General features: G+C 72.1%; 18 protein-coding genes, 1 tRNA gene and 1 pseudogene. 7 read left to right on the plus strand and 13 right to left on the minus strand.

Annotated elements, in window-relative coordinates:
• Positions 1–55 precede the first annotated feature (55 nt).
• Positions 56–3,277, minus strand: coding sequence for an N-acetylmuramoyl-L-alanine amidase (locus tag ABZ858_RS21325; protein WP_361380653.1), 3,222 nt, complete (start codon positions 3,275–3,277; stop codon positions 56–58).
• A 268-nt stretch (positions 3,278–3,545) separates the two neighbouring features.
• Between ABZ858_RS21325 and ABZ858_RS21330 the strand changes: the two are divergent.
• The 7 genes and pseudogenes from ABZ858_RS21330 to ABZ858_RS21360 all read left to right on the plus strand — a co-directional run bounded on the left by ABZ858_RS21330 (position 3,546) and on the right by ABZ858_RS21360 (position 9,601).
• Positions 3,546–4,211 (plus strand): annotated as a pseudogene (locus tag ABZ858_RS21330) (nitroreductase).
• Between the two features lie 108 nt (positions 4,212–4,319).
• Positions 4,320–5,231, plus strand: coding sequence for an NAD(P)H-binding protein (locus tag ABZ858_RS21335; RefSeq protein ID WP_361380656.1), 912 nt, complete (start codon positions 4,320–4,322; stop codon positions 5,229–5,231).
• 257 nt (positions 5,232–5,488) lie between these two features.
• Positions 5,489–5,692 carry a cold-shock protein gene (locus ABZ858_RS21340; protein ID WP_359556889.1) on the plus strand — a complete coding sequence of 68 codons (204 nt, stop codon included), beginning with the start codon at positions 5,489–5,491 and terminating at the stop codon, positions 5,690–5,692.
• A gap of 43 nt (positions 5,693–5,735) precedes the next feature.
• A tRNA-Met gene (locus tag ABZ858_RS21345) sits at positions 5,736–5,809 on the plus strand.
• 283 nt (positions 5,810–6,092) lie between these two features.
• A complete protein-coding gene (gene dacB, locus ABZ858_RS21350; RefSeq protein ID WP_361380659.1) occupies positions 6,093–7,487 on the plus strand; it encodes a D-alanyl-D-alanine carboxypeptidase/D-alanyl-D-alanine-endopeptidase in 1,395 nt (464 codons plus the stop codon).
• Between the two features lie 204 nt (positions 7,488–7,691).
• Positions 7,692–8,705, plus strand: coding sequence for an SPFH domain-containing protein (locus ABZ858_RS21355; RefSeq protein ID WP_361380662.1), 1,014 nt, complete (start codon positions 7,692–7,694; stop codon positions 8,703–8,705).
• On the plus strand, positions 8,702–9,601 hold the full coding sequence (locus ABZ858_RS21360) for a hypothetical protein (protein ID WP_361380665.1): 900 nt from the start codon (positions 8,702–8,704) through the stop codon (positions 9,599–9,601). Before ABZ858_RS21355 ends, ABZ858_RS21360 begins: the two co-directional genes overlap by 4 nt.
• A gap of 13 nt (positions 9,602–9,614) precedes the next feature.
• Here the strand turns inward: ABZ858_RS21360 and ABZ858_RS21365 are convergent, their stop codons facing one another.
• The 12 genes from ABZ858_RS21365 to ABZ858_RS21420 all read right to left on the minus strand — a co-directional run bounded on the left by ABZ858_RS21365 (position 9,615) and on the right by ABZ858_RS21420 (position 18,618).
• A complete protein-coding gene (locus ABZ858_RS21365) occupies positions 9,615–11,174 on the minus strand; it encodes a DHA2 family efflux MFS transporter permease subunit (RefSeq protein ID WP_361380668.1) in 1,560 nt (519 codons plus the stop codon).
• Between the two features lie 155 nt (positions 11,175–11,329).
• A complete protein-coding gene (locus ABZ858_RS21370) occupies positions 11,330–11,863 on the minus strand; it encodes a hypothetical protein (RefSeq protein ID WP_361380671.1) in 534 nt (177 codons plus the stop codon).
• Between the two features lie 7 nt (positions 11,864–11,870).
• Positions 11,871–12,830, minus strand: coding sequence for an alpha/beta fold hydrolase (locus tag ABZ858_RS21375; RefSeq protein WP_361380674.1), 960 nt, complete (start codon positions 12,828–12,830; stop codon positions 11,871–11,873).
• A 74-nt stretch (positions 12,831–12,904) separates the two neighbouring features.
• Positions 12,905–13,654 (minus strand): DsbA family protein, encoded by a 750-nt coding sequence (locus ABZ858_RS21380; RefSeq protein WP_361380677.1) that lies wholly within the window; start codon positions 13,652–13,654, stop codon positions 12,905–12,907.
• Entirely contained in the window at positions 13,647–14,387 is a 741-nt protein-coding gene (gene fabG, locus ABZ858_RS21385; RefSeq protein WP_361380680.1) for a 3-oxoacyl-[acyl-carrier-protein] reductase, read from the minus strand. Before fabG ends, ABZ858_RS21380 begins: the two co-directional genes overlap by 8 nt.
• A gap of 19 nt (positions 14,388–14,406) precedes the next feature.
• Positions 14,407–14,913 carry a beta-hydroxyacyl-ACP dehydratase gene (locus ABZ858_RS21390; protein WP_361380683.1) on the minus strand — a complete coding sequence of 169 codons (507 nt, stop codon included), beginning with the start codon at positions 14,911–14,913 and terminating at the stop codon, positions 14,407–14,409.
• Positions 14,910–15,299, minus strand: a complete 390-nt coding sequence (locus tag ABZ858_RS21395) for a hypothetical protein (RefSeq protein ID WP_361380686.1) — start codon at positions 15,297–15,299, stop codon at positions 14,910–14,912. Before ABZ858_RS21395 ends, ABZ858_RS21390 begins: the two co-directional genes overlap by 4 nt.
• Complete coding sequence (locus tag ABZ858_RS21400; RefSeq protein ID WP_361380689.1) at positions 15,299–15,559, minus strand: acyl carrier protein; 261 nt, start codon at positions 15,557–15,559, stop codon at positions 15,299–15,301. The genes ABZ858_RS21395 and ABZ858_RS21400 overlap by 1 nt, the downstream gene beginning before the upstream one ends.
• An 80-nt stretch (positions 15,560–15,639) precedes the next feature.
• On the minus strand, positions 15,640–16,608 hold the full coding sequence (locus ABZ858_RS21405; protein ID WP_361380692.1) for an ACP S-malonyltransferase: 969 nt from the start codon (positions 16,606–16,608) through the stop codon (positions 15,640–15,642).
• A 29-nt stretch (positions 16,609–16,637) separates the two neighbouring features.
• Entirely contained in the window at positions 16,638–17,747 is a 1,110-nt protein-coding gene (locus tag ABZ858_RS21410; RefSeq protein ID WP_361380695.1) for a beta-ketoacyl synthase N-terminal-like domain-containing protein, read from the minus strand.
• A gap of 65 nt (positions 17,748–17,812) precedes the next feature.
• Complete coding sequence (locus tag ABZ858_RS21415; protein WP_361380698.1) at positions 17,813–18,208, minus strand: hypothetical protein; 396 nt, start codon at positions 18,206–18,208, stop codon at positions 17,813–17,815.
• Positions 18,209–18,210: 2 nt separating this feature from the next.
• On the minus strand, positions 18,211–18,618 hold the full coding sequence (locus ABZ858_RS21420; RefSeq protein WP_361380700.1) for a hypothetical protein: 408 nt from the start codon (positions 18,616–18,618) through the stop codon (positions 18,211–18,213).
• Between the last annotated feature and the right edge of the window lies 1 nt (position 18,619).

The following is an 18,619-nucleotide window of genomic DNA, read 5'->3' on the forward strand; positions in this document are numbered from 1 at the left end:
GCATGAAAAGGCCGCCGCCGCGCTCCGTGCGCGGCGGCGGCATCCCGTCCAGGGTTCAGCCGGTGTAGTAACCGGCCAGATCCGCGATCAGATCGACGGTCCCGGCCCGGTTGTAGAAATCGACCTTGCCGTTGACGACGGGCACGATGACGAGGTTGGGCGTGGTCTCTCCTGCCGTGAAGTTGAGGTTGGAGGCGCTGGTGCGGGTGGTGCCGTCGGGGTAGACGGTGACGAAACCGCCGGTCGTCGGGTTCGTGGCGGTCACGTTCATCACCACGGCCGTGGCGTCCACCGGCACACCGTCGCGGCCGCCCACGGTCAGCGCGACCGTGCCGCCCGGTCCGACCTTGGCCTTCCGTACGCCGGTGCCGTCACGGGTGTCCATGATCCGCACCGGCCCCGCGTTGCGCTCGACGGAGCCGCCGGCGCTGTAGTACCCGCTGATGTCGGCGATGAGGTCGACGGTTCCGGCGCGGTTGTAGAAGTCGACCTTGCCGTTGACGACGGGGACGATGACGAGGTTGGGGAAGTTCTGCCCGGCGGTGAAGTTGAGGTTGGAGGCGCTGGTGCGGGTGGTGCTGTCGGGGTAGACGGTGACGAAGCTGTTGGCGGTCGGGTTGGTGGCGGTCACGTTCATGACCACGGCGGTGACCCCGCTGGCCGGTACCCCGGCCTTTCCGGTGACCTGGAGGCTGACCGTGCCGCCGGCCCCGACCTTGCCCTTGGCCACGCCGGTGCCGTCACGGGTGTCCATGACCCGCGTCGGCGTGAGACTGCTCAGCCTGGAACCGCTGCCGTCACTCGTGTAGTACCCGCTGATGTCGGCGATGAGGTCGACGGTTCCGGCGCGGTTGTAGAAGTCGACCTTGCCGTTGACGACGGGGACGATGACGAGGTTGGGGAAGTTCTGCCCGGCGGTGAAGTTGAGGTTGGAGGCGCTGGTGCGGGTGGTGCTGTCGGGGTAGACGGTGACGAAGCTGTTGGCGGTCGGGTTGGTGGCGGTCACGTTCATGACCACGGCGGTGACCCCGCTGGCGGGCACCCCGGCCTTTCCGGTGACCTGGAGGCTGACCGTGCCGCCGGCCCCGACCTTGCCCTTGGCCACGCCGGTGCCGTCACGGGTGTCCATGACCCGCGTCGGCGTGAGCGGCTTGAGCGTGCCGGTGGGCGGAACGGCCGGCCGGGTCACGCTGACATCGCTCGCCTTGACATAGGCGAGGCGGTGGTTGAAGCGGATCGGGTAGTACGACGTGCTGCCCTTGACGAACAGGCAGTCCGGAGTGGCCGAGCAGTTCAGGTTCTCGGCGTAGTAGAAGTCACCGCTCACCGCGGGCAACGCGGTGTAGGACTGCCCCGGCTGGACGAACTCACGGCTGAGCGGAGTCAGCTGCTGGTTCGGGTCGGAGGCCACGGAGCCCAGCGCGGCCGGGTAGGCGGCGGTCTCCGGGTAGGCGCGGCCGTACACCGCGACCGGGGCCGTTCCCGCGGGAGTGACCAACTGCCGCGCGATGCCGGCGTTCGCCATGGTGTAGGCGCCGCCGGGGTTGTAGAACCACGCCTTCTGGCCGTCGTACCAGATGGCCGTCCAGTCGCCCTGCACCGCGGCGACCACGAAGGTCTGGCCGACCACGGCCTTGTCCGTCCAGTCCGGTCCCCGGGTGGTCCCGGTGACCGTGCCGTCCGCCGTGAACATCGGATCGGTGAGCAGCGCGGCCGTGGCCGACGGAGCGGTGCGCAGATAGACGAAGTTGGCCGGACTGGCCGGACAGGCACCCGTGGCCGCACCGCACCCGGTGAGAGCCGGCTCGTAACCAGTGCTCCACGGCGCGTTGATGGTGACCTCGCCGCCGACCACGGGCATGCCGTCGCCGTCGGGCGAGGCACCCAGCAGCGACAGGTAGTGGCTCCAGTTCCACCACGGACCCGGGTCCCAGTGCATGCCCTTGTAGTACGCGTCGAGGGGACCGGGGATGTCGTCGTGGCCGACGATGTGCTCACGGTCGAGCGGGATGCCGAACCGCTGGGCGAGATACTTCACCAGCGCCGCCGAGGACTGGTACTCCTGCTCGCTGTACCAGCTGCCGTACGTCAGCGCGTAGCCCTCGTGCTCGATGCCGAGCGAGTGGTCGTTGGTGTACTTGTTGCCGGCGTGCCAGGCGATGTCCTTCGTGCGCACCATCTGCGTGACCGAGCCGTCGGCGCCGATCACGTAGTGGGCGCTGGTGTACGCCGACGGCCGCTGGAACTGGTTGATCGCGGACGACGCCGTGCTCTCGGTGTCGTGGATGACGAGGGTGTCGATGGCGTCGCCGTCCGCCGGACGGTTCGCCAGGGCGTAGTTGCCGTAGTCGCTCTGGTCGGTGCTGCTGTTGAGCGCGTACGCGGCGGGAGTGAACGTGCACGTCAGCGTGGACGGGCATTCCGGCGCCGGGTCGGGCGTCCTGGGGGAACGGGCCCCGGCGGACGGCCCGCCTGACGCGGCCGGCAGGCCGGGGCTCACCGTGACCGCCCGGCGCACCGACAGCGAGGGGTCGGCGGGCAGCGTCACCTCCTGGCCGTCCAGGGTGACCCGGTGGGCGCCGGCGCGGACGGTCGCGAGGACCCGGTCGGCGAACTGCCCGGCGACCTGGGAACTGGCGGACTGGCTGTACCGCGACACGGCCGGGTACCACTGCCCGGGATCGGCGGGCAGCGAACCGGCCGACTCGCGCTCGTAGGAGGCGAGCAGCGCGGCGGCACCGCGCACACTCTGCCGCATGGAGGAGCGCAGCGACGCCGGCGAGGAGTGGATCGCGGACGCGGCCGTGTCGAGGGTGCGCATCGCCGGGGTGATCGCGGTCGACGAGGCGCTCGCGCCGTTCCTGGCGGCCCCGTGGGCCCCGGCGGCCCCGCTGTTGGTCGCGGCGGAGGGGTGGCTGCGGGGGCCGCCGCCCTCGCCGTACCCGTCGCCCTCCGGCGCGCCGCCGCCCGGCGCCGGCTTCAGATCGGCGGCACTGACCGAGGTCAGGCCCATCACGTTGTAGTTGCCGGTGACCGAGGGCCGGCCCTGATGCGACTCCCACAACGTCATCTGGTACGAGACGGCCATCAGCACACTGCTCGGCACCTGGAACTCGGCGGCGGCCGAGCGGAATTCGGCCTGCAGCGCGTGCGAGGGGCCGGCGCCCGGCGCGGTACCGGCCGACGCGCCGGCGCCGTCCGCTGCCAGGGCCGCCGGTGCGCCCCCTCCCACCACGAGCCCGCAGGCGGCGAGCCCGCCCGCCAGCCCGAGCCGCAACCGCGGCCTGGATCTACGATGTCGCGAACGCAAGAAGCTACCTCACTCGGATCAGCAAGAGACAAGACAGGAGACAAGACAAGAGAGCAAGTCAAGAGACAGGACAAGCGGGGACAGACGGGGACAGCAGGGGCGAGCAGGGGACAGGACAAGCACGTGCCGTCCGGCCCCATGATCCCCCAGCGGCACCGGACAAGGAACGTCGCGGTCCCCCGGAAGCTGCCGGTCCGTGGGCCGCTGAGCGCGGCGAGTGAGAGGACGCGAAGTCGTGGATGTGTACGAGGCCGTGGACAGCCGCAGGGCCGTGCGGGCGTTCAGCGACGAACCGGTGCCCAGGGAAACACTCGAACGCGTGCTGGCTGCCGCGACCCGCACTCCGTCCAGCGGGAACCTCCAGCCGTGGCATGTGTTCGTCGTGTCCGGCGAGCCCTTGGCCGAACTGAAGCGGCGCGCGACGGCCAGGGCACGGGCGGGAGACCCGGGTGACGAGCGGGAGTAGCCGATGTATCCGGCCGAACTGGCCTCGCCCTACCTGGACCGCTTCTCCGCCGCCGCCGCCCAGCGGTACAGGGCGCTGCGGATCGAGCGCGACGACCCGGACCGGCCCAGGAAGATCGCGGCCTTGAACTCGGAGGCGTTCGGGGCGCCGGTCGTCCTCTTCTGCTACCTCGACCGCGCGATGGGCCCCGGGCAGTGGGCGGACGCGGGAATGTACCTGCAGACGGTCATGCTGCTGCTGCGGGCGGAAGGGCTGCACAGCTGCCCCCAGGTGATGTGGACCATGTACCGCGAGACGGTCAGCCGGGCGGTCGGTGCCGACGGCGGACTCGTGCTGCTCTGCGGTGTCTCGGTGGGGTACGAGAAGGAGGGCGTACCGCGGCTGCGTACCGGCCGGGCGGACCTGGCGGAGACAGTGAGCTTCATCGGAGAGTGACCCGGAGTGGGCCGGCCCCGCACCGAGTTCACCTTCGGCGGCGACGAGGGCGGCGGCCGCTGCTCTTGTGATCCATCTCATAGCCGGGGAATTGAATGACCCGCGGGTATGGTGAGCCGCGCCCGAGGCGGCAATGCCTCCGGCAGCAGCGAAACTTCCGACATCGAAACGGAAACAACCATGAAGATTCTGGTGACCGGCGCTTCCGGCGGAGTCGGGTACGAACTGACAGCGCAATTGGCCGCCGCGGGTCACGAGGTGCGCGCCATGAGCCGCCGCCCGCCGAGCGGAACGGTCCCGGGAGTGGAATCCTTCGTCGGCGACCCCGCGGACGCCTCGGTGTTCAGGAAAGCATTGGCCGACGTCGACGGAGTCTTCGTCAACTCCGTCTTCCTCGACAGCGCGAGGACCGCCGAAAAGGTCTCGCGGATCGTCTCCGAGAAGGCGACCCCGCGTATCGCCCTGCTGTCCTCGCTCTGCACCTTCACCCGCCGCGGCGACCTCGCGTACGCCGATCACCTCGGCGGCATCGTCGACGCCTTCCGCGCCCTCAACCCGCGTACCGTCAGCGTCCACCCCGGCCAGTTCGCCACCAACGTCCTGAATTGGCGGCCCATGCTGAAGGACGGGAAGGTCGTCCACCCGTTCGGCGATGTGCGGGTCCCGGTGATCGACCCCCATGACATCGCGGCCGTCGCCAAGGCCGGACTGACCGAGGACGGCCACGAAGGAGAAAGCCTCAAAATCTCCGGGGTCGATTCGCCCAGCCCGCGAGAGAAAGTCGCCATCATCGCCGAGGCCACCGGCCGCGCGATCGATTTCGAGGAATCCTCCGAAGACGAGGCGCGCACGCACCTGAGCCGGTCCATGGGCCCGGACCTGCTCGACTACTACATCACCATGCACGGATACCCGAAGCCCGCCGAACAGGAAATCCTGCCCACGGTGGAAACCCTCACCGGCGAACGCCCCCGCACTTTCCGGCAATGGCTCACGAACAATCTCGCAGCCTTCGAGTAGTCCCCGGCCAGTCCCCGACACGTGAGCGGGACGCGCCCATTCCTCACGCGCGCGACGACCGCTCGGCGGCGACCGCCGCACGCCCTCTTCCCGGGCCCGCCCCACCGGCGCGGACGACACCGCGCCCGACTCATGGCCGAATGATCGTATGACGGAGCCGTAGGTGGGGTAGAACGTACCGCGGGCGCCTTCCCCCAGGGGCGGGCCCCGCTACTCATCCCGGCCGGCAACCCCGGCGATATCGAAGGACACGCAGTATGGCCAGCGGCACCGTGAAGTGGTTCAACTCCGAGAAGGGCTTCGGGTTCATCGCGCAGGACGGCGGCGGACCGGACGTCTTCGCTCACTACTCCAACATCTCCGGCAACGGGTACCGCGAGCTGGTCGAGGGCGAGACGGTCACCTTCGACATCACGCAGGGCCAGAAGGGCCCCCAGGCCGAGAACATCGTGCGCGGCTGACGTCCTTCGCCGGCCTCTGGAGTGTGTAGAGTGGCACCACCGACGCGGGGTGGAGCAGCTCGGTAGCTCGCTGGGCTCATAACCCAGAGGTCGCAGGTTCAAATCCTGTCCCCGCTACGCAAGAGAGGGGCCCGGCATCAGCCGGGCCCCTCTCGCGTTGTGGCCGCGGTCCGCGTCCACACACAAGACGATCATGTTCTTCTCATCTCGGCCACACGCCGTCGCACCTCGCGCACAACCGTCATCTCCGTCCCCCTGAGCGGCAGGTGACGGCTGGTAACGTGCGCGCCGTTCCCCAGAAACGCGCACAGAAGCACGCACAGAAGCACGATCCACAGCACCACGACGCACAGAATCACCCACCGATCCTCGATCCTCGCTCCCGATCCTTGGACGTTCTATGACTGGTACGCCAGACGAAACCCCCACGAACTCCTTCGTCCCGGGCGGAAGCCGCCGGCACCGCAAGGCGCGAGTGAGCCGCGTAGGCGCGCGGCGTTCCCTCGTCCTCGCGATGGCCGTACCCGTGGCCTCCGCCACGCTGGCCGGTACCTCCGCCTTCGCCGCCGACGGCACCACCGGCACCACCGGCAGCACCGTCACCGCCGGCAGTACGGCCCACGGCGCCGGCACCGGCCGACCCGGCACCCTCACCGCCGCCGACGCCCAGCTCGTCAAGAACCTCAACGAGCGCATCGCCGACAAGCGTCTCGGCCCCGACGTCAGCGGAGTCGTCCTCGACGGCGACACCGACACCACCCTGTGGGACCACAACGGCGCCACCGCGCTCATGCCGGCCTCCAACGCCAAGCTCGCCACGGCGACCACCGCCCTGACCCTGCTCGGCCCGGACCACCGGTTCACCACCAAGGTCGTCTACGGCGACGGCACCCTCACCCTCGTCGGCGGCGGCGACCGCACCCTCACCAGCGCCGGCCTGGCCGAGATGACGAAGGCCGCGGTCGCCGGGCTGAAGGCGGCCGGCCGCGCCGACGTCAAGGTCCGTGTCGACGACAGCCTGTTCGCCGCGCCGAGCCTGGCCGACGGCTGGAACCAGGGCTACTACCCGACCGAGGTGGCGCCGGTCCGTTCCCTCGTCGTCGACGGTGCCGCCGTACAGGACACCGCCCTCGACGCGGGCCAGGTCTTCGCCAAGCAGCTCACCGCGGCCGGCATCACCGTCGACGGCCAGGTCGGCCACGCCACGGCGAGCCGGTCCGCCGTACCGGTGGCGCAGCACACCTCCGGGCCGCTGTCGGACATCGTCAAGAAGATGCTCAAGACCAGCGACAACAACATCGCCGAGACGCTGCTGCGGATGACCGCCGTGGAACGGGGCGTGCCGGCCACCTTCGAGGGCGGCGTGCAGCTCGTCCGCCAGGTGCTGAGCGCCTACGGGGTGTCTTCGGACAACTTCGTGCTGCACGACGGCAGCGGCCTGTCCCGCGCCGACCGCATCCCGGCCGCCACCCTCGCGCAGCTCCTCGAAGCGATCACGCGCACCCCCGCCCTCAGCTCGATCGTGGACGGCCTGCCGGTCGCCGGCGAGGCCGGTTCCAGCCTCGGCCCGGAGTGGGGCCGCTTCGACGACGCCCACTCCAAGTGCGCCGTCGGCAAGGTGCACGCCAAGACCGGCACGCTCACCGGTGCCGTCGCGCTCAGCGGCGTGACGAAGACCGCGGACGGCGAGTGGCGGGTCTTCTCGTTCATCGAGAACAACTCCACGGCCGACCCGGCGGGCATCAAGGACGCCATGGACGGCCTCGCCGCCACGGTGAACGGCTGCTGGGCCTGACCGCCTGACAACACCTGACATCGGCTGACCGGTCGTCATCGCCTCCGAGGCGCCGGGGTGCACGCGTCGGCCCGTGCTCCCGGCGCCTTCCCTCGACACGCCCGGCTATGAGGATTTTATGTGAGAGTCCCTCTCTTCTCGTCCTGTTGACGATATGACCGCATCCCCGTTATCGTCGTACTGACGAGATCAAGGGGGTCCCACATGGCCGACATCACCCGGCGCTTCGGCTGGCGCCATCTGCGCTCCGCGCCCACCGCCCACATCCGCCACCACAAGCGCGGCCGCCTCGCCCACGACGGACGCGGGCTCAGCTTCTGGTACCGGTCGCTGTCGGCGGCGCTCTCCGAAGTCCCGGTCGACGACCGGGAACTGGCCATGGCGTTCCACGCCCGTACGGCCGACTTCCAGGATGTCAGCGTGCAAGCCACCGTCACCTACCGGATCAGCGACCCGGCCGAGGCCGCGAACCGGCTCGACTTCTCCGTGGACCCGGACAGCGGGAACTGGCGCGGCACCCCCCTGGAGCAGATCGCCACCCTCCTCACCGAGACCGCGCAGCAGCACGCCCTGGACGTACTGGCCCGGACCCCGCTGGCCGCCGCCCTCGTGGACGGCGTCGCCGCCGTACGGGAACGGGTCGCCACCGGCCTCGCCGCCGAACCCCGCCTCCCCGCCACGGGCATCGACGTGGTGGCCGTGCGCGTCGTCGCGATCCGCCCCGAGGCCGAGGTGGAGCGCGCCCTGCGCACCCCGGCCCGCGAGCAGATCCAGCAGGAGGCGGACCGGGCCACCTACGAACGGCGGGCCGTCGCCGTCGAGCGCGAACGCGCCATCGCCGAGAACGAACTGGCCAGCCAGATCGAACTGGCCCGCCGCGAAGAGCAGTTGGTCGAGCAGCGCGGCACCAACACGCGCCGCGAGGCGGAGGAGAAGGCGGCGGCCGACGGCGTACGGTCCGAGGCCGAGGCGGCCCGCAAGGTCCGGCTGGCGCACGCGGACGCCGAGGCGACGCGCGAGACCGGCGCGGCGCGCGCCGAGGCGCAGGCCGCCTGGCTGCGGGTGCACGGCGAGGTCGACCCGGCCACGCTGCACGCCCTGGCGGCGACCCGGCTGGCAGAGAACCTGCCACGGATCGAGAGCGTCACGCTCACCCCCGACGTCCTCACCGGGCTCCTCACCCGGCTCGGCCGTGCCGAAGGCGGGACCGGCGCGTGAGCCTGGCCCCGCGGGCGGTGCTCGTGCACCGCAGGACCGAGTACGAGGAACTGCTCGCCCGGCACGGGACGCACGGACAGGCCGCGTTCTTCCTCTCCAGCCGGGGCCGCGCGATCGACGAGGTGGTCCGCCGCCACGAGCGCACCCGGCAGGCGCTGCGGGACGTGGCGTCGGCGGTGCCGCTCACCTGGCGCAGCTGCCGGGTGGAGCGGGCGGACCTGGACCGCTTCCTGTTCGCCCCGGAGGACGTGGTGGTCGTGGCGGGCCAGGACGGCCTGGTCGCCAACACCGCGAAGTACCTCTCCGGGCAGCCGGTGGTGGGCATCGACACCGACCCGGGACGCAACCCGGGGGTCCTGGTCCGCCACCGCTGCGCGGACACGGCCGCCCTGCTGCGCACGGCGACCGCCGCCGGCGGCCGGGCGGACGAGCTGACCATGGTCGAGGCGGTGGCCGACGACGCCCAGCGCCTGCTCGCGCTCAACGAGATCTACCTGGGCCCGTCCGGCCACCAGACGGTCCGCTACCGCCTGAACACCGACGCCGACCCGGGCCCGGACGAAGCCCAGGCGTCCTCCGGTGTCCTGGTCGGCACCGGCACGGGCACCACCGGCTGGCTCCGTTCCCTGTGGCAGGAGCGCCGCAGCACCCTGCCGCTCCCCGCCCCGGGCGACCCACGCCTCCTGTGGTTCGTACGCGAGGCATGGCCCTCACCCACCACCGGCACATCGAAGGCCGGCGGCGCACTGGAACGGGGCCAGGCACTGCGGCTGACCGTCGAGTCCGACCGCATCGTCGTCTTCGGCGACGGAATGGAGACCGACGCCCTGGAACTGACCTGGGGCCAGAGCGTACGCCTGGGCATCGCGCCGACCTCGCTGCGCCTGGTGGTGTGAGCGGGCTCCCGGGCTACAGGGTGTCGGACGCCGGCCGGCGGAAGGCGACCAGGACGACGACGGCGCCGAGCACGGCGACGCACGCGCCGACCACCGAGGTCAGGTGCATGGCGTGCAGGAAGCTCCGGTCCGCGGCGTCCACCAGCCGCGGCAGGTGAGCCTGGGCGGCGACCGCGCGCGTCGCCTCCGCGGACTGGCGTGCCGTCTCGGCCACCGGTCCGGGCAGGCCCGCCAGGCTGGGCTCCACGTCGGAACCGTAGGCGCTGGTCAGCAGCGAACCCAGGACGGCGACGCCGAGCACACCGCCGATCTGGCGCATGGAGTTGTTGACCGCCGAGCCCGCCCCCGTGTGCTCCTTGGGCAGCACGGCCATGATCGCTTCCGTGGTGGGCGCCACGGCGGCCCCCAGGGCGAGGCCCTGCACCAGCATCAGCAGCCAGAACCACACCATCGCGGTGTCCAGGTCCAGCCGGACGTACGCCCAGAACGTGGCCGCGGCGGTCAGCATGGCGAACGAGACGACCGGCCCGACCCCCAGGGCGCGGACCAGCCGGGCCGACACCGGAGCGCCGAGCAGCACGCCGACGGCCACCGGGAGCAGGTTCAGGCCCGCCTCGAACGGCGTCTGGCCGCGCACTCCCTGCAGATAGAAGGAGGTGTAGAACATCGATCCGCTGAGGCTGAAGAAGGTGAGCATCACCGAGACGCTCGCCCCCGTGAACCGGCTGCTGGCGAACAGCCGCAGGTCGAAGCTCGGGGTGGCGACGCGCAGTTCCACCGCGACGAAGACGGCCAGCACGAGCAGCCCGCCGAGCAGGGGGCCGAGCACCACCGTGCTGGTCCAGTCGCCGCGGTGGCCGCCCTCGATGACGCCGTAGACCACAGCCCCGAGACCGGCCGTGGACAGGAGGACGCCCAGCGGGTCGAGTCCGGTCCTGGTCCGCGTCCGCGCGGCGGGCAGCAGGACCATCGCGCCGGCCAGGGCGACGACCACGATGGGCACGTTGACCAGGAACACCGAGCCCCACCAGAAGCGTTCAAGGAGCGCACCGCCGACCAGCGGACCGGCCGCGATGGCCAGCCCGCTGCCCCCGGACCAGATCGCGATGGCCGTGGCGCGCTCGCGCTCGTCGAAGACCGCCGAGATCAACGACAGGGTGGCCGGCATGATCAGCGCGCTGCCGACACCCATCGCGCCGCGGGCGATGATCAGCTCCGGCGCGCTGCTCGACAGGGCCGCCCAGAGCGAGGCCGCGCCGAACACCAGCAACCCGGTGACCAGCAGCCTGCGGTGACCGTAGCGGTCGCCCAGCACCCCGCCGGTGAACAGCATCACCGCGAAGATCAGGGTGTAGGAACTGATGCTCCACTGGAGCTGGTTGGTGCTGGCCGCCAGGCCCTCGTCCGGCGAAGCCAGGGTGTTGAGGGCGACGTTCAGAATGGTGTTGTCGAGCCAGACCGCGAGCTGGGCGAGGACGAGCACCGCCAGCGCCGGCCATCTGCGGGAGCCGGTCGCCCCGGCGGGGGATGCCGTTTCCCGCTCCGGCCTGTGCCCGGCGAGCTGCTGGACCACGTGACTTCGACCTCTCCGCTCGGCTGGCACGGGCCGACCGCCCCGGGCGGAGACTTCCCCAGCCCCCGTGCGCGGCCCGCCGCGGTCGTCGCCGCGTGCGGTCAATCGTTCCGGGGCCGCCGAGCGGGGGTCAATGGGGCCCGGGAGCCTGGCAGTTACCTGCCAGCTCGCTCCGCGAGGCGGCGCAGGGTGTTCAGCTGCCGCCGCATCATCAGCAGATCGCCCCAGGCCATCGCCCGGCCGTGCAGCGAGCCGAACGGGCCGCCGCGCCGCCCCACCCGCATCTTGACCACCAGGCGGGTGACGCCCGGGCCGTCGTCGCGCACCGTGTAGCTGATCGCGAAGTCCCCGAAGGCCCGGCGGGCCCACGGCCGGTCCAGGACCATCGTGAGATGGCGGTCCGGCTCGAAGTCCGTCAGCGCGAAGATCGTCATGACGCGCTGGCCGCGCTCCAGCACCTCCGCGCCGGGGGTCAGCGTCCTGGGGCTGCGCCGGCCGAAGTTGTCGAGGCCGTCGTAGCTGTAGGGGGCGACCTTCAGCTGGCACAGCCAGCGGAAGACGGTGCCGCGGTCCGCGCGTACGGACACGGCCCGGAACCACTCCTGCGCCGGCCCCGGCAGCAGGCCGTCGCAGGGGTAGCCGACGGCCCGCTCGTCGGGGCGGACGCCCCAGATCCTCGGCTCGATCACCGCGCCGTCACCCCAGTGCCCGTTCCAGGAAGGCCAGGACGGCGGCGCGGTACTCCTCGGGCGCGGTCTTCATGCCCTGGAGGTGCCCGGTGCCCGGCAGCACCCGCACCTCCGCCCGGGGATAGCGCCCGGCGAGGGCCCGCACCCCGTCCAGGGGGATGACGCTGTCGCTGTCACCGGCCAGCATCAGCACGGGGGTGCGCAGATACGCGCCGTCGGCCGGTGGCGGCCACTGGGCCCGCAGCATCGCCGTGCCGACCGCTCCGAAGACGCGGCTCAGCAGCCCGAGGGACGGCTCGGTCCGCAGCAGGGCCGGTACCGGGACGCCCTTCACCAGGACGAAGTTGCGGAACAGCGGGGGCAGATCGAGCGCCGGGCCGCTGTCGCAGACGATCGCGTCCACCCCGCACTCCGCCCGCCGCAGCAGATACAGCGACGGGAAGGTGGAGAACGAGAACCCGAACACCGCGACCTTCGCCCCGGCGTACCCGGCCGCCCGGCGCAGGTGCCCGACCACCGCCGCCACGTCGTCGGTGTGCCGGGCGCTGAGCCCCCAGAAAGCGCGGTCCGTGGCGCTCCGGCCGTGGTTGCGGTGGTCGAAGAGCGCCACCGTGTACCCGGCTTCGTGCAGGAACCGCGCCTGGGCCAGGCTCGCCGACTTGCTCAGGCCGATGCCGTGTCCGATCACGACCACCCGGTCCCGACGGCCGGGGCAGAGCCAGACGTGCAGGCTCCGTCCCCGGCCGGCGGGCCCGCCGTCCAGCGGTACCGCCAGCTCCTCGCTGGGCAGCCCGAACTCTTCGGGAGTGCGGTGGTGCGGGCGCCGCGGCGGGTGGTAGACGAGATACGACAGGACGGTGGCGTACAAGGGCGCCACCGGAAGGGCCAGCGTGGCGAGCGCCCTGGTCAGGACGGAGGGCTCCGGTACGGGACCGTCCGGTACGGAGTCGGGCGGAGTGCGGTCCATGTGACGTCCTCTCCCCTCACGGCCTTGCCGCCGCCGGGCCTCATTATGCCTGTCCGCCGTCCGGCGCACGGGAGTCATCCACAGCCCCCGGCATGTCCGCCGTCACCTCCCGGGGGCGGGGTGTCCCCCGCGCGGGCGGGCTTCCCGGCCGGCGGTTCCGGGGTACCCGCCCGGCGCGCCCGGTCCGCCACCGCCGCAGCGAAGGCGTCCAGCCGGTCGGTGCCCCAGTACTTGTCGTAGCCGTCGACGAAGAACGGCACCCCGAAGACACCGTCCCGGTCCAGCGCGAGCAGCGCCTGGACGCCCCTGGCTCTGAGGCCCGGGTCGTCCGGCGCCCCGGCCAGGCGCTCGGCGTCCAGACCCAGTTCACGGGCCAGGCCGCCCACGACGGCACGGTCGCAGATGTTCCGGCCCTGCTGCCAGCGGGCCCGGTAGGCGGCGTCGACGAACTCCCTGCCCCGGCCCTCGTCGAGCGCCGCCAGGAAGGCCAGATGCGGCACTTCCCAGACGGGGTCGCGGTCCACCGGCCAGGTCATCTCCAGGCCCCGCTCGCGCGTGAGGCGGCGTACGTCCTGAAGGATGTACAGGTGCTTCGCCCGTGACATGGCCACATAGCTGAAGCCGCCGCCTGCCTCGGACAGGGCCTTCGCGCTGTGTTCGTCCGGTTCGAAGAACGGACGCCACTCGATCCGGTCGGCGAGGCCGGGATGCCGGTCGAGCAGGTCGCGGTAGGCGAGCCAGGAGTACGGGCTGCGCAGCGAGAAGTAGAACCGGGGCGGCGCGGCGGCCCGTCCGCGCCGCCCCGGTCCGCGCACCTCAGACAACGAGCCCTCCGTCCACCTGGAACACGGACCCGGTGACGTACTCCGCGCCGACCAGGAACGAGACCAGATCCGCGACCTCCTCCGGCCGGCCGAGCCGGCGCAGCGGCACGTTCTTCACGGCCGCCTCCCTCAGCTTGTCGGGGAGCGCCGCCGTCATGTCGGTCTCGATGAATCCCGGGGCGACCACATTGGCGCGGATCCCGTACTGGCCGACCTCCTTGGCCAGGGCCTTGGTGAAGCCGATGATGCCGGCCTTGGACGCCGAGTAGTTGCTCTGCGTCGGGTTGCCGTGCACACCGGCGATGGAGGAGATGTTCACGATGCAGCCGGACTTGCGCTTCATCATCTCGAAGATCACCGAACGGCACACGTGGTAGGTGCCGTCCAGGTTGGTGTCCAGCACCTGGTGCCAGTCGTCGTCGCTCATGAGCAGCAGGGGCTGGTCACGGACGATGCCGGCCGAGGTCACCACGATGTCGATACCGCCGAGCCGGTCCTCCACCGTGGCGACGAGATCGCGCACCGAGTCCGCCGAGGCCACGTCGGCCTGGCAGGCGTGCACGCGCACGCCGATCTGCGACACCTCCTTCTCCAGCTCCCGCGCGGCGTCCGGCCGGGCCCGGTAGCAGAAGGCCACGTCGTGTCCGTCCCGCGCGAGGCGCAGCACCGTGGCGCGGCCGATGCCCCTGGAACCCCCGGTGACCAGTGCCACCCTGCCTGTTGTCGCTGACATCTGCTGTGTCCTTACGTAGTCACGTGGTCGCACGGGCGGCGGCCACCCCGGGTGCGGCGCCGGTGAGTTCCCCGGCCGGGCGCAGGGCCATGACCACCCGGCCGACCTCCAGCACCGGCTCGCCGGCCACCAGGGCCTCGCCCTCGAAGATCACCGTGTCGCTGAGCGCCCGGACCAGGCGGACCCGGTGTTCGAGCACGTCGCCGGGGAGCACCGGCCGCCGGAACACCACGTCCGCGATGGAGCCGAAGAGCATCACCTGTCCGGCGAGCACGTCCGGGTTGGGCTGGTCCCAGGCGGCGAGCACACCGGCGGCCTGGCACCAGGACTCGACGAGCAGCACGGACGGGTAGGCGTGCTGCTCGTCGTCGGCTCCGGCCGCCAGGTCCTGGTACCAGGGCTCATTGACGGTGACGGCCTTGACCGCGACGAGACGCTCGCCGGGGACGAGTTCGTCGACGCGGTCGACGAGCAGCATGGGGTAGCGGTGCGGCAGGACCCGCTTGATCCCGCTGATGCCGATCACCGGCCGCTCCGTTCGGAAAAACGCAGCCGGACCGCGGCGGCCCGGCCCCGGGCGGTACGGGCGACGCCCTTGCAGCGCCACTGCCCGTCCCTGCGCTCCCAGGCCAGCTCGACCTCCAGCTCGTCGCCGGGGAAGACCGGGCTGAGGAAGCGCGTCGACTCGATGGCCGCCAGGCTCAGCCGCAGGCCGGGCTCGGGCGGCGCGGCCAGCGCGCTCAGGTGCACGTGCTCCACCACGCAGACACCGGGGAAGATCGGGAAGCCCGGGTAGTGGCCGGGGAAGACCCGCTCCTGGGCGCCGACCGCCACCCGGGCGGTCACCGGGCCGTTCCCGGCCGGCACCGCCTCGGGCAGGTTCTGGACGGGGGTCGCCAGTGCTGCCGGCATCAGGCGTCCCGCAGCTTGCCGGCCAGCAGGTCGTAGGCCCTCTGCAGGCAGGTGACCTCCTTGAGTTCGGACTCGCCGAGCTTGACCGCGTACTTCTTCTCCAGGACCACCATGACCTCCAGGGCCATCAGGGAGTCGACGCCGAGTTCGTCGACGAACTGCGCCTGGTCGGTCAGCTCGCTCTCGTCGACGTCGAGGACGTCGGCGACCGTGCGGCGCAGGTCTTCCTTGTCGAGTGCGGGGGCGGCGGTGTCGGACATGTCGTTCTCCTGTCGTGTGACTGCTTGTGTCATCGGGTGGTTGGGGGTGCCGGATGGCTGATGGGCGTGCGATGCGGTGGTCAGTGGCGCGCGGTGCGCGCGGCGTCCGGCGCGTCGAAGGCGACCACCTCCGTGTCCTTGCTGATCCGGCGGGCCAGTCCGGCCAGGGTCCTGCCGGGGCCGATCTCGACCAGGCGCCTGCGGCGCAGCGGGCCGAGCAGTGTCCGTACGCCGTGTTCCCACCGGACCGGGCTCACCAGTTGCCGGACGAGGAGCCCCGGCCAGTCGGCGGCCGCGCGGTGGACCGCGGCGTCCACGTTCGCCACGACGCCGCCCCGGACGGTGCTGAACTCCACGTCGGCCAGCGCCCGTTCGAGCCGGTCGGCGGCCGGGGCCATCAGCGGGCTGTGGAAGGCCCCGCCCACCCGGATGGCGATCCGCTTCACTCCGGGGGCCGCGACCAGCCGGGCCGCGTGGTCGAGACCCGCCTCGGTGCCGGAGACCACCACCTGGCCGGGACAGTTGAGATTGGCGACCCACACCCTGTCGCCCGCCGCCCGGGCCGTCTCGGTGGCCCGTACGACGGCCTCCTCCTCGGCGCCGAGCAGGACCGCCATGCCGCCCCGCCGTTCGGCCGCCGCACCGCGCATCGCGCGTCCCCGGGCGGCGACGAGGCGGGCGGCGTCGCGGTAGGCCAGCGCGCCCGCGGCGACCAGGGCGGTGTACTCGCCCAGGCTGTGTCCGGCGCACACGGCGTCCCGGCCGGCCACGCCGAGCCGTAGGGCCTCCTCGTAGGCCATGAGGGAGACCGCGAAGACGCTGATCTGCGCCAGGTCGGTGCGGCGCAGCGTCTCGTCGCCGGCCTTCAGCAGCAGCTCCTCGACGTCGGTGCCGGTCGCCTCGGACAGCTCGGGCACCAGCGACCAGGCATCGGTGTCCCGCCACGGCTCGCCCATGCCCCGCCGCTGGGTGCCCTGCCCCGGGAAGAGCAGCGCGGTCGCGTCGGCGTCGGTGGTCATCGCGGCGTCCTGCGCCCCGGTCTCGTCCATCGCGTTCGCCTTCCTCGTCCGTACGCCGGTCAGCACAGGCGGAGCAGGGCGCAGCCGACCACGCCGTCGCGGTCCACGGACGTGATCAGGGCGACCTGTCCCCGGACGTCCCGGCGGCCTTCGGCGACCGCGAGCACCGCGGCGATCTGGAACGCGGCGGCCGCCGCGTTGGTGTCGCCGATCAGCTCGGCGCACGGCAGGCGCCGCGGCCCGTCCGCGCCGAACACCTCGGCCAGGGCCGCCCGTTCCGCCTCCGCGCGCTGCGCGCCCGGGTGCGAGTCGGCGTGGTGGCGCACCTCCTCGGGCCGGACGCCGGTCCGATCCAGGAGTTGCCGTACGCACGCGGCGAGCACCTCCGGCCCGGAGCCCGGATCGTGGTACACGCCGAACTCCAGGCCCAGCACCTCGGCGAGGCCGTCGCGTCCGTGGGCCGCCGCGGCCTCGCCCGACTCCAGCAGCAGGACGGCGGCGCCCTCCCCGAGGACGGTCTGCGCCGCCCGCTCCTCGCTGTCCCAGGTGTGCCACTCCAGCCAGGCCCGCGCCGGGGAGAACTCCTCGACCGCGCCGAACAGCACGGTGTCGGCATGGCCGGACTTCTTCAGGCGCAGCGCGTAGTTGAGCGCGAGCAGGCCGCTGGCGCGGCCACCGGCGACGGTCGTGTTGGGGCCCCGCAGCCGGTGCCGGATCGCGGACTGGCCGGCCGCGCAGTTCATCACCGTGTTGGGGAAGCGCGCCGGGTCGACGAAGAAGGGCTTCTCCTGGACCAGCGAGTCCCGGGTGAAGTCCATGATGCTCTGCGCGCTGCCGGTGTTGGTGCCGAGGACCAGGGCGGCGTCCTCGGCCACCCCCGGGATGCGTTCGCCCGCGGCGTCCCCGAGCAGCCGGCCGACCGCGGCCACCGCCAGGCCGGTCACCCGGTCCATGGAGCGGGTGCCCTTGCGGCCGAGGACCTCGCGGTTGCTGAATCCCGGCACCAGGCAGGCGCTCTTGACCGGCACCCGCCAGTCGTCGCCGAGGGCCTCGGCGGCCGCCCGTCCCGCGTCGAGCCCGGCGGTGAAGTCGGCGGCGTCCAGGCCGAACGGGGAGACGACCGACCAGGCGGAGATGAGGGGGCCGCGCACGGCGGTGGAGGTGGTCATGAGTCGGTATTCCTTCACTCACGTCGGGTTCGGTGGGCGGGGTTCGGGGCGGGCGCCGCCCGCGGTCACAGGAAGTGGACGCCGCGGTAGGCGGACCAGTCCGGGAGCGGATCGGCGGGGCCGGCCCGGCGCACCGCGGGCTGCAGCCACCCGGGGCCCGTCTCGAACAGGGCCAGGTCCGCCTCCTCGGCCCAGACCGTCGCCCCGTTGCCGAGCAGGGTCCGCACGGAGTCCCTGGGGTCGGGCAGGGTGTCGAGCCGGTGCCGGCCCACGACGACGGCCGGGACGGGCCGGGAGTCGGCGGCCGCGCAGGTGACCGCGAGTCCGCGCAGCAGGATGTCGCATCCGCCCTGCTGCCGGTTCAGCTCCAGGGCCAGGTACAGCACGTCGGCGAACTGGGTCTCCAGACAGCCGCGGTAGGCGCGCTCGATGATCAGGAGGCGCCGTGCGGTTCCGCTCATCGTCAGAACACCCCCAGGAACAGGGTCTTGTCGGCGGCTTCCAGATGCTCGTCGAACTTGAACGGCGGGCGGACCCGGATCTGCGGGATGTGCGGTTCGGAGCCGCGCTCCTGGGTGCAGAAGCGGCAGGAGTACCAGGCCAGGTGGTCGGGGAAGGTGTCGAGGAGGTCCTTGGCGAGGGCCGCGCTCGACGGGTAGTCCTGGGACCAGTTGATGATGTTGCGCGGCTTGGTCTCGCCGAGGGACCGCTTGGTCAGTCCGGTGGCGTGCCCGCACGTCCAGACGTGCACGGTCGCGCCCTGCTCCAGGAGCGCCTGGGCGAGCCGGAGGGCGCTGGTGACCATGTCGCTGATGTGCGGAGTACCCATGAGGGCGAGCAGCACGTCGGCACGGGGCAGTTGCTTGGCCATG

Origin of the sequence: Streptomyces sp. NPDC047017 (assembly GCF_040644175.1) — a bacterium.
Lineage (GTDB): Bacteria > Actinomycetota > Actinomycetes > Streptomycetales > Streptomycetaceae > Streptomyces.